The sequence below is a fragment of the Pelovirga terrestris genome (assembly GCF_014773365.1).
Lineage (GTDB): Bacteria > Desulfobacterota > Desulfuromonadia > Desulfuromonadales > Geopsychrobacteraceae > Pelovirga > Pelovirga terrestris.
On record NZ_JACWUN010000002.1, the window covers coordinates 131,916 to 146,699 of the forward strand.

Annotated in this window: 11 protein-coding genes; 8 read left to right on the top strand and 3 right to left on the bottom strand. The window is 53.2% G+C overall.

The window, feature by feature from the left end:
* Nucleotides 1–12 precede the first annotated feature (12 nt).
* A complete protein-coding gene (locus tag ICT70_RS02180) occupies nucleotides 13–1,350 on the bottom strand; it encodes a radical SAM family protein (protein WP_191153748.1) in 1,338 nt (445 codons plus the stop codon).
* 269 nt (nucleotides 1,351–1,619) lie between these two features.
* On the opposite strand from ICT70_RS02180, the gene ICT70_RS02185 reads away from it, so the two are divergent.
* The 4 genes from ICT70_RS02185 to ICT70_RS02200 all read left to right on the top strand — a co-directional run bounded on the left by ICT70_RS02185 (nucleotide 1,620) and on the right by ICT70_RS02200 (nucleotide 5,701).
* Nucleotides 1,620–1,985, top strand: a complete 366-nt coding sequence (locus tag ICT70_RS02185; protein ID WP_191153749.1) for a DNA-binding protein — start codon at nucleotides 1,620–1,622, stop codon at nucleotides 1,983–1,985.
* A complete protein-coding gene (locus tag ICT70_RS02190) occupies nucleotides 1,982–3,148 on the top strand; it encodes an ABC transporter permease (RefSeq protein ID WP_191153750.1) in 1,167 nt (388 codons plus the stop codon). The genes ICT70_RS02185 and ICT70_RS02190 overlap by 4 nt, the downstream gene beginning before the upstream one ends.
* Nucleotides 3,145–3,801, top strand: coding sequence for an ABC transporter ATP-binding protein (locus ICT70_RS02195; RefSeq protein ID WP_191153751.1), 657 nt, complete (start codon nucleotides 3,145–3,147; stop codon nucleotides 3,799–3,801). Before ICT70_RS02190 ends, ICT70_RS02195 begins: the two co-directional genes overlap by 4 nt.
* A 220-nt stretch (nucleotides 3,802–4,021) precedes the next feature.
* Nucleotides 4,022–5,701 (top strand): B12-binding domain-containing radical SAM protein, encoded by a 1,680-nt coding sequence (locus tag ICT70_RS02200; protein WP_191153752.1) that lies wholly within the window; start codon nucleotides 4,022–4,024, stop codon nucleotides 5,699–5,701.
* A gap of 90 nt (nucleotides 5,702–5,791) precedes the next feature.
* Here the strand turns inward: ICT70_RS02200 and ICT70_RS02205 are convergent, their stop codons facing one another.
* Nucleotides 5,792–7,054, bottom strand: a complete 1,263-nt coding sequence (locus ICT70_RS02205; protein ID WP_191153753.1) for an OmpA family protein — start codon at nucleotides 7,052–7,054, stop codon at nucleotides 5,792–5,794.
* Between the two features lie 286 nt (nucleotides 7,055–7,340).
* Nucleotides 7,341–8,654: a DUF6178 family protein gene (locus ICT70_RS02210; RefSeq protein WP_191153754.1), complete on the bottom strand. Its 1,314-nt coding sequence runs from the start codon at nucleotides 8,652–8,654 to the stop codon at nucleotides 7,341–7,343.
* Nucleotides 8,655–8,896: 242 nt separating this feature from the next.
* Between ICT70_RS02210 and ICT70_RS02215 the strand changes: the two genes are divergently transcribed.
* The 4 genes from ICT70_RS02215 (at nucleotide 8,897) to ICT70_RS02230 (ending at nucleotide 14,719) form a co-directional block, all read left to right on the top strand.
* Nucleotides 8,897–10,891: an ATP-binding protein gene (locus ICT70_RS02215; protein ID WP_191153755.1), complete on the top strand. Its 1,995-nt coding sequence runs from the start codon at nucleotides 8,897–8,899 to the stop codon at nucleotides 10,889–10,891.
* Nucleotides 10,891–13,050 (top strand): LVIVD repeat-containing protein, encoded by a 2,160-nt coding sequence (locus tag ICT70_RS02220; protein ID WP_191153756.1) that lies wholly within the window; start codon nucleotides 10,891–10,893, stop codon nucleotides 13,048–13,050. The genes ICT70_RS02215 and ICT70_RS02220 overlap by 1 nt, the downstream gene beginning before the upstream one ends.
* A gap of 48 nt (nucleotides 13,051–13,098) precedes the next feature.
* On the top strand, nucleotides 13,099–13,941 hold the full coding sequence (locus ICT70_RS02225; protein ID WP_191153757.1) for an energy transducer TonB: 843 nt from the start codon (nucleotides 13,099–13,101) through the stop codon (nucleotides 13,939–13,941).
* Between the two features lie 103 nt (nucleotides 13,942–14,044).
* Entirely contained in the window at nucleotides 14,045–14,719 is a 675-nt protein-coding gene (locus ICT70_RS02230) for a hypothetical protein (protein WP_191153758.1), read from the top strand.
* Nucleotides 14,720–14,784: the final 65 nt, after the last annotated feature.

Sequence of the window (14,784 nt, forward strand, 5' to 3'; positions counted from 1 at the left end):
TGGCAGCGCGGATCAGAGTTGCGCCGGTAGCGGCCAGTCGTTTTCAAACCCGCGAGGATAAAAGTTTTCGCGGGTTCGGTTAAAATAACCAAACTGGAGGCGCGGAACCTGTTGTTTGAGCAGATCCAGCATCTTCTTCATGCCGATCCCTTTGCCTTCGGCACCCAGGGTTGACCAGTAGAGCAGGGGGTCAATGCTGAGATTGCGCATCTGAATCAGGTCGATTCCTGTATCTTCCACCCGCTTTAACAGGGTTTCAATTTCATCCTCGCGATCGGTGATTCCCGGAAACACCAGATAATTGAGCATGGTAAATAAACCATGCTGTTTAGCCCGGCGGATCGACTCCAGGACATCGGCAAAGCGGTAGCAGCGTGGGCGGTAATAGGCGTTGTAGAAACGCTCCTGTACCGAGTTAAGAGAGACCCGGATGGAATCAACCCCGGCCGCCGCCAGCTGGTCGATGGCCCCAGGGATCGAAGCATTGGTATTGAAGTTAATGGTGCCGCGATCGGTCTGGCGGCGCATTTGTCTGACTGCTGCGCAGACGATATCGATCTGCATGATCGGATCCCCTTCACACCCCTGGCCAAAGGAAACGATGGCGTTCTCTGCCTTTTCTAGATGAGGAACGGCCAGCGCACAGATTTCATCAACGGTCGGGACAAAATCAATGCGATCTTGACTGGCCTGACAGGCTTTGGGCTCATCCTGCAGGGAAATACACCCAAGACACTGGGCATTGCAGGCGGGAGAACAGGGCAGGGGAGCTTCCCAGCGTCCGAAAAACAGATTCTTGGCGGCGAAACAGTGATAATCAAGGGCACAGCGGGACAATTGTTCCAGTAGACGATTATCCGCTTCGTTTGCCAGTCGCCGGCGTACCAACGGCTCCAGTTTGCGGTCGTCAAAGTGCTCGGGCTCCCACTGGCGGTTGCGATCGACCCGGACCGCCGCAACATAGAAACGCTCTTCCTCAACGCACCAGCCCACTGCCGTGTAAGACCAGAGGGTTAGTTCAACCGGTTTGTTAAGATAGTCTGCGGCAGGCAACAGGGTACGGGTAAACCCCGGAGTGACAAAAGCGGAAACCGCCTGCAAGCAACCACCGCCCCAGGATTTCGGCATCCGGCCGACGGTTTTCTGCTGACCGCTGCGGCGATCAAAGCCGATCGGCGGGGTGTTGGGAATGGTAAACAGGCGGCTGCCTTCCGGTAGGGGAATCAGTTCCTCTGCTTGGGGCCGACACAGGGATAAACCGTTCATGCCCGCCATCAGAAGATCCGGATGCTCGAATACCTCGCCGTCAGAATCGGCAACGACGGTTAAAAATGTTCTGCTTTTGCTCATGCGCCACTTCCTTTCGCGAAGCCTCGGAATATAGCATACAAAGCTGTTGGCGACGAGTGATCTGACCAAAAACTGCTCAAATGCACAACGAACGACTGTTCATTGCCCTAAAAAAACACCAGACGGCCGCATCTACTTTACAAAAATAGTAGTCCTTGATAAAAAAAACTGCCAAAAGTTCTTTATCTAATAACAAAAGAATCCAAACCGGCTGACGTTCGTTACCTTGATGATCGTTCGGTTGAATTTGACAATCAGGAGTTTTGTTGATGAAAAATATGGTATTCGCATCGGTTCTGCTTGTTTTTCTGTTTCTTGCCGGCTGTAGCGGTAACAGCGATAAATACGGCGCCGGGGTTGATCCTGCTGCGCCAAAAGTCCAGGTCAAGGATATCTTTCTGCAACCGGATCTGATGGGCAAAACAGTTACGCTCGAAGGGCGCATCGTTAGTCAGTGTGCCTCCAATGGTTGCTGGTTTTATCTGCAGGATGACACCGGTCAGGTTTATGTCGACCTGGCGCGCAACGGCTTTGAGTTGCCTTCGATGCCTAACAAAACGGCCATCGCCAGTGGGACGGTTGCGCGCACCCAACAGGCTTTTTTACTGATCGCCACCGGGGTTGAAATTAAATGACCAGCTATTTAAAGCTTGCCGCAAAAAACATCCTGCGTCATCGCACCCGCAGTTTACTGACCATGCTCGGCATTGCCGCATCGGTTGGTGTACTGTTCGCTGTGTTGTCCTTCAATAAAGGGTTCACCGAAGGTCTGGCGGTTGAGCTGGAGCGCACCGGTCTGCATTTCATGATTGTACCGTCCGGCTGTGCCCACGAGGTCGCAGCGCTGGTGTTGCATGGGGCGGTTATCCCCAAGTTTCTCGATACCGGGGTGATGGAACATGTCGAGGGCACGGCAGGGATTGATCTGGCAACTCCGATCCTGGTGGCGCAGCTGCCCGACCAGCAACGGGGCAAGATCGATCTGATCTACGGCATTGAGATGAACGTGCTCGAAGCGATTAAACCCGGGTGGGAAATCACCGGCACGATCCCGCGCCATGAACATGAGGTACTGTTAGGCTACGAGGTTGCCCAGCATGACAACCTTCAACCCGGCGATCATTTCTCTTCCCCGGCAGCAGGGGTTGATCTCATTGTTGCCGGCATTGTTGGCTATTCCGGTAGTCAGGATGATGCCTTTGTCTACCTGCCGATACAAACCGCCCAGAACCTGCTCGGTTATCCCCAATCAGCCACGGCCATCGGCGTCAAGGTTGATGACCCGACCCGCATCGGCGCCATTACTGAGTCCTTAACCTCAACAGTGCCCGGTATCCAGATTGTCACCATGGGCGAAGTGATGAATTCCGTCTCCAATCTGGCCGCTGCCGCGCGGGCTTTAAGTCTCGCCATCGTGCTGATCGCCATCCTGATCAGTGCCGTCGGGGTGATGAACTCGATTCTCATGGCGGTCTTTGAACGCACTCAGGAGATCGGCATGATGCGCGCTGTCGGGGCGTCACGGTGGGATATCTTCCGCATTATCTTGAATGAAACGACGATCCTTGCCCTGGTCGGTGGTGTCGTCGGCATCGTGCTGTCGACCCTTGGTGCCCGCCTGATTGAAGCCTTTGTCCGCTCCGTCATGCCCTTTGTCCCTTCCGGCGACCTGATCCGTTTTGATCCCATCGTGGCCTTGGGAAGCGTGGCATTTATCTTTGTTATCGGGCTTTGTGCCGGCATTTATCCAGCGGTCAAAGCATCGAAAATTAATCCGGTAGAGGCGATCAAGGGATGATTGAACTAAAGCATATCGAAAAAACCTATCGTCGCGGTGTCGAAACGGTGCGCGCCTTGCGTGGTGTCAACCTGACCATCAACGCCGGTGAATTAATGGCCATTGTCGGTCCCTCCGGGGCCGGTAAGACGACTCTGCTGCACATCCTGGGGTGCCTTGATCAGCCGACCAACGGCGATGTGCTTTTTGACGGTGTCAATACCGCCGGCATGCCCGAATCACAACTGGTCAAAATCCGCCGCGAGAAAATCGGCTTTGTCTTCCAGCAGTTCTATCTGATTCCGGGCTTGAGTGTGTTTGATAATATTGCCCTGCCGTTGCTCTTCAGTAAAAAGCCGGCGCAGCGTAAAAAGATTGAACAACTGGCTGAAATGGTTGGACTGGAACATCGCCTCAACCATGCCCCTGCCCAGTTAAGCGGCGGGGAAATGCAGCGTACCGCCATCGCCCGTGGCCTGGTCAATGATCCGGCGATCCTGCTGGCGGATGAACCGACGGGCAACCTGGACACGGAAAACAGTGAAAAGATCTATGCCATCTTACGACGCCTCAGCAATGAGGGGTTGACGACGATCATGATTACCCACAACCCGGAGCTGGCTGCCCGGGCTGAACGCACCGTCAAAATCAGGGATGGTTTGATCTGCCCCTGAGATATATTCATTTTTCTGTAATTACCCAGCACCATCCTTGCGCAGGGTTGGGGATCCTATGGCAAGGGTTTTTGTCGCCATGGACGGCGACAAAAAGCGGTCATGGATGACCCATCGGGGAACAATCGCGTCCCTTGACATAGGATTCCCGGCCCGGTGCTGAAAAGATACCTTTTTCTTAATCCTTGGCTGGGGGTGGGCAATCGGTTAATCTGTCGCCATGAAGACCCTGTTGACCACCCTGCACAGCCGTTATATCCATGCCAGCCTGGCCTTGCCCTACCTCAAGGCCTATTGCCTCCCGGTCTGCCCGACCATCCAGATTCTAGAGCTTACCCTCAATCAACCTAAAGAAAATCTCCTCGCCCAGATCGTAGCTGCTGATGCCGAGATCATCTGTTTTTCCGTTTATCTGTGGAATCGGGTAACAACCCTGGAACTGGTCAACTGCCTGAAGCAGATCAATCCTGACTATCGGATCGTTCTCGGTGGCCCGGATATCTCTTTTGAGGTCCCTGACTTTTTTCACCAGGTTCCGGTAGATGCCATTATCTGTGGGGAAGGGGAGTTGCCTCTGCGTCATCTCCTTGCTGCCTGGCAGGCCGGCAAAGAGCCATCTTCTTTTCCTGGTGTGCAACTGCGGGGAGAGTATTCATCCGGCGAGGAGAGCCTGCTCGACCGGCTCGATCAAATCCCATCCCCTTTTGCTGCGGGGTTGGTTGATTTGACCCGTGGACTGGTATATTACGAGAGCAGTCGGGGTTGCCCGTATCGTTGCAGCTTTTGTCTGAGTGCCCGCAGTCGCCGGGTTCGCTCTTTTTCCATGGAGCGTATCAAGGCCGACCTCGGTCTGTTGATGGAACAACAGGTCAAGCTGATCAAGTTCGTAGATCGCACCTTTAATTATGATGCCGTGCGTACCCGTGAGATTTTTCGTTATATCCTGGAGCATAATCATGCCAGCGCTTTTCATTTTGAAATCGGCGCCCACCTGCTTGATGAACCGACCCTCCAGCTGCTGGAGCAGGTTCCGCCTGGGATTTTTCAGTTTGAAATCGGGGTCCAGGCAATCCTGCCGGAAACCTTGCAGCAGGTTTCCCGTGCCATGTCGCTGGATCTGCTGGCAGACAATGTGCGGGCCTTGAGTGAACGCACGAGCATACACCTCCATCTGGATCTGGTTGCCGGGCTGCCGGGCGGGGGGCTGCCGGAATTTTTTGATGCCATCGATTGGACTTATGACCTGGGTACAGATCACCTGCAGATTGAACTGGTAAAGCTGCTGCCCGGTACGCCTCTGCGGCAGCAGGCCGTAGAACAAAAAATCTGTTACGACCGGGCCCCTCCCTATACGGTGCTGTCTACCGGCCACTGGAGTTTTTCTGAGCTGGAACGGGTGCGCGGCATCAGTCGGCTCAATGACCTGTTGGTTAACAGCCATAAGTTCCCGCGCTTGATGGCGGCCCTTATTGCCACTGCCGGATCCCTCTCAAGGGCTCTGGATGAGTTGAACCGTTACTGGTGCGAGCAGCAATTGCATGCCGGCAGCCGTTCGTTGCGGCAGTTGGCTGACGAACTGAATCGCTACCTGGAATGGTGTCCCGCCGGCAAGTCCCAGCTTCACCTGCGCGAAGCCCTGGCCCGCGACTATGCACATCTTGAGCGGGTCGTCAGTGGTACCGCTCCCGATTTTTTTGATCAACGCTTAACGGTGCAGGAGCAGACGCAGGTCCGTCAACAAGTGAAAAAGCAATTGCAAGGTTTGGTGCGGGAAGGGAAAGTGCAGTTTTTCAGCAGCGTTTTTTATCACTTACCGGAATCCCCCGGACGCCGCATTATGACTTTTCTCTATGTAACCAGAACGTCAACCGGGGTTGAGGTCGAGGAAGTGATGTTGTAGGGACTTTTTTATGGTATTGGCCGACAAGAAAAGGCCGGGAATCCCCGGCCTTTTCTTGTCGGCTCAGCTGTGTCGTTTCTAGCTTAGTGGTTATTCAACATCATAACCACAGGCAACATCGACCCGCCGGTTAAAGGCTCGTCCCTCTTCGGTGTTGTTGTCGGCAACCGGTTTTGATTCTCCCATGCCCTGGGTTGTCATCTTTGTCGCCGGAACATTGAAGCGTTCGACCAGGGCATTCTTTACCGCGGTGGCCCGCCGCTCGGAGAGGGTCTGGTTGTAGGCTTCAGGACCGGCACTGTCGGTATGACCGATGATAGCAACCTCGTGGCCGGGGTAATTGCTAATACAGGCTGCCGCTTTGGCTAATTCACTATCAAACTCGGTTGAAACGTTTGCACTGTCAAACCCAAAATTGATGCGCAAAGAGAGGACGGTCGGACATCCTTCAGTATCAACCCGGACGCCGGGCGGGGTGCCAGGGCACTTGTCAAGATAGTCCGCAACACCGTCACCATCGCTGTCAAGCGGGCATCCCTTAGCATCAACGGCAACGCCACGGGGGGTATTGGGGCATTGGTCAAGATGGTCAGGTACGCCATCACCATCACTGTCACGCACAACCGGAGCCGGTGCCGGAGCGGGGGCCGGTTGTGCTGCGGGTTCGGTCAGGAAGACAGCGGAGACAAACTGTGACATGGCATGCGCGTCTGCCAGCTTGGCGGCGCTGGTCGCGAAGCCACACTGCCCGGCCTGGGCAACCTTCTCAAGGACTTTATGACCCATGGAATTGCGCTCATTGCCAACGGCTATCGTGTAAATACAGAGGTCGTCGCCCAGCTGATCTTTCGCTTGTTTGGCGGCCGCAGGCGCGTTGTCCATGTCGAGGCCGTCACTGATGATAATCAGTGCCGATTGACCACCAGCAGCTTTAACATCCTGCGCTGCCGAGCCAAGAGCTGCGCCAAGGGGGCTGGTGCCGCCAATGTATTTGATTTGTCCGAGGCTGTCATGGAAGGCTTGACGCTCATGACGGGTCATACCATAGACCAAATCAGTAGGATGTTGGGACTGATAGCTGTTATGACCAAAGGTGCGCAAGCCGGAATTGTAGGACAGATCGGCAGGAATCCCCTGGTTAATTCGACTGGCGATGTCTCTGGCTGTGATAAAATATTTGCCGCCCTCTTCCATGCTCAACGATGAGTCGAGAATGATCTGGAAGTTATCGATCTTGGCAACCTTGCCGCCACTGTTAACCGCTGGTGCTGTCAGTGGTTGTAAAGGGGGTTGCGGTACCGGCGCGCAGGCACCGACAAGGGCGATGAGTGCACACCCGGTAAAAAATTTCATCCATCCCGTCATGATTCGTTCCTCTTGAATAAAATTGCGGAATTGCATGAATTATTTAATATCATGTTGTTTGGTAGATGCAAGGGGGGCGGACGGGTAATAACCGTCGTTCAGCCTGGGGTAGTGGTCAGGTCCTTAGCCGATATCTGTAAAGATTCAAGGCATTAGCGGGGCGGTTGAGCGCTGGACAGAAGACACATTATTTCTCATTAAGAACGAAGTGTCAGCGTCAGCCGACCAGGTGCTTTGGCCGCATGAGGTTCTTTGCCGCGGCTAACCGTCCTTGTTAGGCTGGACTTTTGTTAAGCCGATCAAGGATGCTCTCCAGTTGGGTCAGGCGCTCATCAATACGCTGAATCTGTTCTATTGTGTTGATGGCACAAATCTCACTGGGGCAGGTGTCACAACCTTCACAAAAATGACGTGGAGGTAGCTGGGTCAAGAGCTCGATGAAAAAAGTTGAAGACTCATCAAGGTCAGCAAAGTGAGGGTCCTTTTTGATCGCAGTGGCACGATCCTGTTCATGACTGATCAGGCTGTGGCCGAGTTGAAACAGGCGCTGCAGCCAGGTCGTGTGGAAAATCTCGCTAGCCTGGTCAAGATCGGTGCCGGCGAGATACTGCAGGGCCAGATTGAGGTTGTCGTAGGTTTGCTGCAGGGCGTCACGGACTTCTGTGCTTGACGACAGATCAATGCGGTCAGCACTGAATTTGCGGTTGACCAGGTGGAGCATCTCACAGGCCAGTTCATGGGGGATCCCTTCTTCCATCACTGCTGCGAGAAAATGGTGCGGGGTGGCAGTCTTGAGCAATGCCAGTGGGTTGGGCAGGCTGTCAGCTTCGAGACGAAAATCCTGTTTATCGCCAACAACGAAGGTTTGTGGATTGGTTCTGCTATAGATCACCCTGGCGTCCATGGTCGGGATAATCCCCAGATCGAGCAAGCGGGCACTGCGCCCTTGATAAACCTCTTCCTCCAGCACCAACAGGCTTTCGCTGCGGATAATTTCCATGATCTGCAGATAATGGTTTTGCTCACGTTCCTGCCAGATGTTGAACAGCGAACCCAGGATCTTGGCGGCGTCTTCTGACTTGTATTCAATGTCGTAAATGGCTTCAAGGCGCTTGGCATTTTCTGCATCGTCATCATCATAGGCTTCAAGACCACGGATAATGGTCACATGCTTGCCGATCATCAGGGCGAGGATTTCCGGCTCTGTTTCGCGCGCTAACCGGCATATTGTTTCTTCATCGCAGTTGGATAAAAACTCCAGCCAGTTTAACGCTGATTCCGGGTTCAGGGTGTCCAGATCCCAGCAATCAAGATCGAGAATCAGAGTGATTTGCGCCGGGGAGGCCAGAGAAATCAACTCCAGAGAGTCTTCCGCGCCAAGATCATTGACGGTCAGGTAGAGTTCCTGGGGATGCAGCCTGGGAACAACAATCTCCGGTTTGCTGCTGTTAAAGATCAGGCGATATTTATCTTTGCCCTGTGCCTGATGAATCTGCAGCAATTGCTCTTTGAGGGGCATTTGATGGAAGGATATCGGCACCGCTACAGACTGTTGCGATCTGTTTGTGATCTGGTTTTTTTCGTTCATGAAAATGAAAACTCCGGTCAGCAGGTTGTGAAAACAAGGTCAGGCATGATCAGGTTGCCTTTTGTCCTTTGTCGCTTGCAGCGATACTCTAAAACAGCCATCTCAATAGCGCAATCACCATGTGCCCGAGCCTTATAAATTGTCCCGGACCTGGTGATTGTCGTTAATAACTTCATTTTTCTTTCATGAATTGATAATCTGCAGTATTACCTTGGGCCTTCAGTCTTTCGGATTTCCTATTCATGGTGAGAACCCAGCCAGAACAATCCATTAAAAACAAGCTGGTCATTTTGTTGATGCTGATCAGTGTGCTGTTGTTGCTGGTTTTCAGCCTGGTTGTGCTGACGGCTGAAATCTTTGCCACCCGGGCCGCGTTGATTCAGGAAATCAGGGTCCTTGCAGCGGCAATAGGAAGCAGTAGCCGTCAGGCTCTGGTCCTCGGTCAATACCAGGAAACAGAAAAGTTTCTTGCTGCGTTAACGACCCAGAAACATATCCATGCTGCCTATCTGTTTAATCACCAGGGTGAGCCGGTAGCAGAATATCTGTCTCATAACAAGGCTGCTTTTACCTGGAGATTTCTTGAGAAGGACTTCAACGCTTCCAATAAAGCTCATTGGACCACTGCAACCGAAGAACAAATTCATTCCAGTCTTTCACATCTGGGTGTTTTTATTCCGATCTTCTATACTGAAAATCGTATTGGCACCATTTATGTGCTCAGTGATCTTGCTACCCTTTACGGGCGCTTGAGTGGTGTCGCGCTAGGCACGACCCTGTCGCTGATGCTGTTGTTCATTTTTTCCTGGTTTCTTGCAGGCCGTCTGCATAAGCCTGTTTCTGAGCCCTTGCTGAACCTTGCCGGGGTCATGGAAAAAATTTCGGTGCAACAGGATTATTCGGTACGGGCGACAAAAATGAGCAATGACGAAATTGCCCTGCTGGTTGATGGACTGAATCACATGCTTGATCAGGTTGAAGATTATCAACGGCAGCAATCTCGCTATCAGGACCATCTCGAGTTGACCGTTCATCAACGAACGGCCGAGCTGCGGACAGCGGTGGCGGAGCTGAATAAGGCGCGTCAGTTGGCGGATTCAGCAAATGAGGCCAAGTCGCAGTTTTTGTCGCGCATGACCCATGAACTGCGAACCCCGCTCATTGGTGTCCTCGGGATGAACGGCCTGTTGCAGCGCACCGCGTTGACAGAATACCAGCGCACCCTGGTTGATACCGTTGATAGCTCTGGTAACGACCTGCTGGCTCTGATCAGCGATGTTCTTGATATTGCCAGGATTGAAGCCGGGGTGATAGAGCTTGAGCACCACGAAATCGTTCCGGCGGACATGGTTGCGGAGGTTGTCGCGCTGCTCAAACCCCAAGCACAGGCCAAGGGGGTCGAGCTTATCGCCGATATCCCCACCAGCGCCTTGCGCCGGATTCGTGGAGATCGGGCGCGAATCCGACAGATCATGATGAATCTGATTGGTAACGCGATCAAATTTACGCCCAAAGGAACCATTACTGTAGGCTTGCAACTGGTGTCGGAACAGCAGGAGCTGGGGCAATTTATCTTTATCGTAAAGGATACCGGGATTGGGATGGATGAGGCGACCAGTCGGCGGATATTTGAGCTATTCTATCAAGATAAAAGTCTGCCCTCCGAGGGTGCTCTGGGCAGTGGCCTCGGTTTGCCGATTGTTAAACAGCTGGTTGATCTGATGGGGGGCAACATCACTGTCGCAAGTCGTCCCGGAGAAGGTAGCTGCTTTACCGTGGAGCTGAGTTTGCCTTTGCTTGAGCAGATACCATCGACGAAACCGGTGACCAAGGCGGATGTCATTAGCCCCTCCAGCGCCCCTCGCGTGCTCTATGTGGGTCGGCATGCTGCCGAGCGGCAGTTGCTGCGATTGACGCTGGCTGTCTGGCAGGCTGTCCCTGTTTTTGTCGACAATCTCCAACAGGCGGTGGCCATGTGTCAGCGCGCTCATGTTGTTCTGCTGATCCTTGATGCGGCCGAGCTCACACCCGGGAATCTTAAAGAGCTGCAGGCATTAAAAAACGAATTGCCACCCTGTTGTCTGCTTGGTGACTATGAATCTGCTGATCTGATCACGGACCCTCTGCTTGGATACCTTGAAAAACCGCTCAATCAAACCGCCTTGCGCCGGATTATCGATCCTTTACTGGTGACATCAGCCACTGCGTCTTCCGTTGCTGCCGGGAAGGCTGGCTGATGAACCGCTCTTTACCAATGATTGCCTTGTTCTCCGGTATTGCGCTGGGGGTGCTTCTGTTGATCTGGTCGGGCGGGCTATTCCTAAGCTACCTCGGTTCCAGCGAAAGCCTGGTGGTCAACCCGCCCCCGGTTCAGCGATTGGCGGTTGGCAGCACCACGACCTTGCAGCTAACCGGTAATGGCTTTGATGGTGATACTCAGGTCAGTCTGATCATGGATGTCAGCAATCAGGACACAGTAGTTAACCGCTATCCGCTGGATGGATTTTTCAATACCAGTCTGATCATGGGTGAGACCCTGATCCTTGGCAGTAATGACGGTCTGAATCTTGTCAGTATTGCGGACCCTGACTCGCCCCGGCTGCTTAAGACCTACCTGCCCGGACGTTCGGTTGTTGATCTGCACTACAGCGATGGTAAGCTGTTTGTCTCCTGTGGGCGACTGGGATTGGTTATTATGACCCTGGAGCAGGGGCGTCTTACCATCGAGGCTGAAATCTGGACCGGCGATACCACGACCACAAGTTATTTTCATGCGGGTCATTTGTATGTGAATAGTCACTTCGGTGGTCTTAAGATGTACCGGTTGAACGAGTTACTGTCGCCACGGCAGGTTGGACAACTGGATTTTGACAGCATCATCAGAGGGATGGCGTTTTATGGTGAGCGGCTTTTTCTCTTTGATCGTAGCGGGGTACTTTTCCTTTACGATTGCAGCAATCCAGCGGCTTTGAAACTGATAGATCAGGTGCGCTTCGAATCAGGTGTGCGTGCTGTACTGATAAATAAGCAGCGGCTCTATGTTGCTCTGCCCGACAGTTTCAGGGTCTTTGCGTTGGACCAGACGGATCAGCTCAATCGGCTGGACCAGCTGACATTGGTTCAGAGCTGGGATGGTTTCGGCTCGATTATGAGTCTGATCGAAGGACAGCATCATCTCTACCTGATTGACCGTAGTGTCGGTTTGCGGATTTTTGATCTTCGTGATCAAACATTGTCTGAGCAGATGGCCTTCGCGGAAGGGCTGCAAACCCTGGCCGAAAAGGGTGATTATTTATACGTAACCGGTTCGCTGGAAGGACTGTTGACCATTGATCGTCGGCATTTACGTTCGCGCCAGGTCATCTCCTGGATCAGCTCCTTGCCCGGCGTAAGCGATGGCATCGTGGTTGATGACCTGTTTTATCTCAGTTTCAAGCACACGGGGGTTGGCGGTGTTGCCTTTGTAGATAAACAGCAAGGGCGCGCCGTTCACTTTGACCATGCTTCATATCCTAGCTACGCTCTGGCTCGATATGAAGATGTACTTTTTGTTAACCAGGACAATGGCAGTATCAAGGTGTTCGATATCCGTGTTCGCACCAGCCCCCAATTCCTCGCGGAATGGCCTGATTATACAGCAAATCGCTTACTGGTCATCAATGATTATCTGATCAGCTTTTCACTGCGAACCGGCCTGCGGGTGACCACTGTCGCCGATATCGATGCCGCTTCGGTAGTCGACCAGATGGCGGCGCCACAGATTCTTGGCATGGTCGCCGTGAATGATTATTTGATCTGTGTCACCTATGACCAGGGGCTATTGACGTATCGCGTTCATGCTAACGGCAAGTTGGAACAGGTCGCCCAGCTGCGGCCTCCCTTTCCGGCGCAACAATTTGCTCAACAGGTCGATGTTGATGTCCATGAAGGCCTGGCCTATATCGCTAATGGTCGCTCCGGGTTGTTGATTGTCGATGTCAAGGATCCAACCCGGCCACAACTGGTCAGTACCATTGCCGTGCCGGGCTATAGCAAAGGAGTGCGGTTTCATGAGAACCTGGTCTATCTTGTCACCTTGCGCAACGGAGTTCATATTGTTGATGTAACGGTGCCCGGCCGGCCACTGGTGGTCGGTACCGTGCCGTTGAGTCGATTATCAAAGTTTTTGCTTGTCGATGCTGGACTGCTGTATTTTTTTCAACATGCAAGCGGTATATCGGCCATTCCTCTTCCTCATTTTGCCGACCGGATGACATTGCAATCGCGCAACCGACTGAGTTTCGTCTTGTCGGCACCGAAGCATCCGGGGCGCTACAATCTGGTGGTCAGTAATCGCCACGGCATGGTTAATCATAATGCGGTTTTTGAGATTTATGAAGAAACGGGTCTTGAATGAATTGCTCCCGGATGTCGGGATGAAAACAGGTCAGGTTGTTAAGGGATCATGCGTATACTCGGATTTATCCTATCAGCGGCTGTGCTGCATGTAGTTGTGCTGGTTTTAACCCCGGATAGCAGCAATCAGCGGTTTGACGACATCCTGGTCGGGGTTGAATTGGTCCAGCGACAGATGGATTCTTCTGCCACAGCTGATACCTTTAGCGAAGGGCAGGAGTCAACAGCCACTGACAGATCCGAGCCGTCCTTGCCTGACCGGATTGACAACGTCGTTGCGGTTGAGGTGGCCACTTCACCAGAGCCTGTTAACGAACTGATTGAACCGAAACGGGCGGTTGCCATGAATCGTCCTGCGCCGCAACCCATTCCGGGACCATATCAGCAGCCACTGCCTGACGATACGACGGTTGCTGCAACGCCGGATAACAACTCAGCACCTGTTCTCGCCCAAGTTACCCAGCAAGCAGTCGATCGCCATGCAGAGGCTGAGGCCGTACCGGTATTACAACGCTCTCTTTCTGAGCAACCGGCTGTCAGACCGGCAAAGGCCAAAAAGGCAGAGAGCATTGACGGCATCAGGGCGCCATTGATCGAGCAGGTGGCCGCCGCGCCGCGCTATGGTTATCATCCTGCCCCTGCCTACCCACGCCTGGCGCGACATCGTGGGTGGGAAGGAACTGTGGAATTTAAGGTCCGTGTACTTCCTGATGGTCAGGTTGGTGAGGTGACGCTCATAAGTTCCAGTGGTTATAAGAATCTTGATCAGGCCGCCCACAGAGCCATTAACCGCTGGCGCTTTACCCCGGCCAGTCGAGCCGGAAAGGTGGTTGAGAGCTGGGTTGTGGTCCCGGTCCATTTTGTTCTGGATGGGCAGCCGCGCACACCCTAGCCAGGTTGCTCTTTTGGTGCCAGCAAGGGTATTGTTTCAATTTCTGCCCCTGGTGTTTTGACCGTTCCTGCTGGTGGCTTTTTGCTAGAACATGAGGAGTTTTATGAATGAAGGTCATCAGCAACGTGATATGTTGCAGCGGATCAGTAAGTGTGCAGAGGCATTGCGTCAACACGCCGACAGGTTGCCTGGCCCGGAGCCGGAATCTACCGCCACATTGATGGAATATTTACAGCAGTTGGCGCTTTATGCTGACGCCGTGAATTTAAGCAGTGTGCAGAAAATAGCCGACCAGGTGTGCTACTCATTAGCCAGGCCTGGTGGATTGCCGTCACGATTGCAGCAACTGGAAAGTCGAAACTACAGTCTTGCCGCAGAGTGGCTGGAACAACTGGCCCGCCTTTATCGCGGAGGCTTACCGGAACCAAGGGAGCTGATTGCCGATCTGCTCTACAGTTTTTCTCTGCTGGAACAAGCCGTCGGTGCTCAGCGCGTTGAACAGGGTGGACCCTCAGACCTCTTTGATGAGGATCCGGTAGCGACATCAGAGGCATGGAACTCCTATGTTCAGGATAATGATCCCTTTGTCGATGATCCGGGCTTTGGCCACTTGTTTGATCTGTTGCAGCGAACCTTGAGTCACGCCACAGAATTGCGGGCGGACTTCCCTGCGGATCCTTTTTTTCAGGATCCCCAGGCTACCGGTACCGGTTCTGTCGACATGTTAGCTGCAGACCCCGGTCGGGGTGACGATGGAGATCAGAACAATCAGGATTAATCGGGCTTGCTAGAGGCGTGAGTTGCGACAAAATTCATTGCAAATCTTTTATCAGCATGCTAGAA

Excerpts from the sequence above, each read along its gene's own strand:
- ICT70_RS02225 (WP_191153757.1), top strand. The coding sequence starts at position 13,099 with ATGCGTATACTCGGATTTATCCTATCAGCGGCTGTGCTGCATGTAGTT.
- ICT70_RS02185 (WP_191153749.1), top strand. The coding sequence starts at position 1,620 with ATGAAAAATATGGTATTCGCATCGGTTCTGCTTGTTTTTCTGTTTCTT.
- ICT70_RS02180 (WP_191153748.1), bottom strand. The coding sequence starts at position 1,350 with ATGAGCAAAAGCAGAACATTTTTAACCGTCGTTGCCGATTCTGACGGC.
- ICT70_RS02190 (WP_191153750.1), top strand. The coding sequence starts at position 1,982 with ATGACCAGCTATTTAAAGCTTGCCGCAAAAAACATCCTGCGTCATCGC.
- ICT70_RS02220 (WP_191153756.1), top strand. The coding sequence starts at position 10,891 with ATGAACCGCTCTTTACCAATGATTGCCTTGTTCTCCGGTATTGCGCTG.
- ICT70_RS02195 (WP_191153751.1), top strand. The coding sequence starts at position 3,145 with ATGATTGAACTAAAGCATATCGAAAAAACCTATCGTCGCGGTGTCGAA.
- ICT70_RS02205 (WP_191153753.1), bottom strand. The coding sequence starts at position 7,054 with ATGAAATTTTTTACCGGGTGTGCACTCATCGCCCTTGTCGGTGCCTGC.
- ICT70_RS02230 (WP_191153758.1), top strand. The coding sequence starts at position 14,045 with ATGAATGAAGGTCATCAGCAACGTGATATGTTGCAGCGGATCAGTAAG.
- ICT70_RS02215 (WP_191153755.1), top strand. The coding sequence starts at position 8,897 with ATGGTGAGAACCCAGCCAGAACAATCCATTAAAAACAAGCTGGTCATT.
- ICT70_RS02210 (WP_191153754.1), bottom strand. The coding sequence starts at position 8,654 with ATGAACGAAAAAAACCAGATCACAAACAGATCGCAACAGTCTGTAGCG.
- ICT70_RS02200 (WP_191153752.1), top strand. The coding sequence starts at position 4,022 with ATGAAGACCCTGTTGACCACCCTGCACAGCCGTTATATCCATGCCAGC.